General features: G+C 68.6%; 1 protein-coding gene. It reads right to left on the reverse strand.

Features of this window, described 5'->3' with window-relative positions; translation table 11 throughout:
• Positions 1 to 283 (reverse strand): EamA family transporter (locus tag EN861_RS35065; RefSeq protein ID WP_145972058.1); only part of this gene is annotated, 283 nt, incomplete at both ends.

Genomic DNA, 283 nt, shown 5'->3' on the forward strand with positions numbered 1-283 from the left:
GGTCATCGCAGCAACGCCGCCGACGACGAAGCCCATGCCGACCCAGGCCGCCGGCCCCAGGCTTTCGCCAAGGACGACGGCGCCGATGCCGACGCCGATCGGCACGCGCAGATAGGCCTGCGAGGTGGTGCCGACTGAACCCAGCGTGTGGATCAGGCGGAAATAGATGACGAAGGCCAGCGCCGTCGAAAAGACCGACAGTCCGAGCAGGGCCAGGACCGATGCGGCCGACGGCGCGAGCGTCCAAGGCCGGTCGACGATCAGGCTGAGCGGCACAAGCATC

Origin of the sequence: Mesorhizobium sp. M8A.F.Ca.ET.218.01.1.1 (assembly GCF_004791165.1) — a bacterium.
Lineage (GTDB): Bacteria > Pseudomonadota > Alphaproteobacteria > Rhizobiales > Rhizobiaceae > Mesorhizobium.